The 259-nt window shown below is 59.5% G+C and carries 1 protein-coding gene; it reads right to left on the reverse strand.

Annotated elements, in window-relative coordinates; genetic code table 11:
* Positions 1–259, reverse strand: a 259-nt coding sequence (locus JI664_RS23710) for a hypothetical protein (protein WP_207016258.1), incomplete at both ends; no start/stop codon positions are given.

A 259-nucleotide genomic window follows, 5' to 3' on the forward strand; every position in this document is an offset into this window, starting at 1 on the left:
GTTTTAACAGCGCCCCGCTCCTGTCCGCGGCGCAGCAACGGCTATACTCCAGCATGTCACGAGCGGGCGCGATGTGAAAGCTCACTTGCAGAGAACAAAACCGGCCCTGCGCCGGCCGGTTTTCAAAACTGAGCCGCTCACGAGCAGACACCAGCAACATCATCCCCGCCTCAATGTCGGCTGTCTGGTGCGTCTGAAACACACGCTTACTGCCCGCTTGAATCCAGAACAGCGAAGGCACCAGCACCGCGACATTACG

This window comes from Rhodobacter sp. NTK016B, from assembly GCF_017303295.1.
Taxonomy (GTDB): Bacteria; Pseudomonadota; Alphaproteobacteria; order Rhodobacterales; family Rhodobacteraceae; genus Pararhodobacter.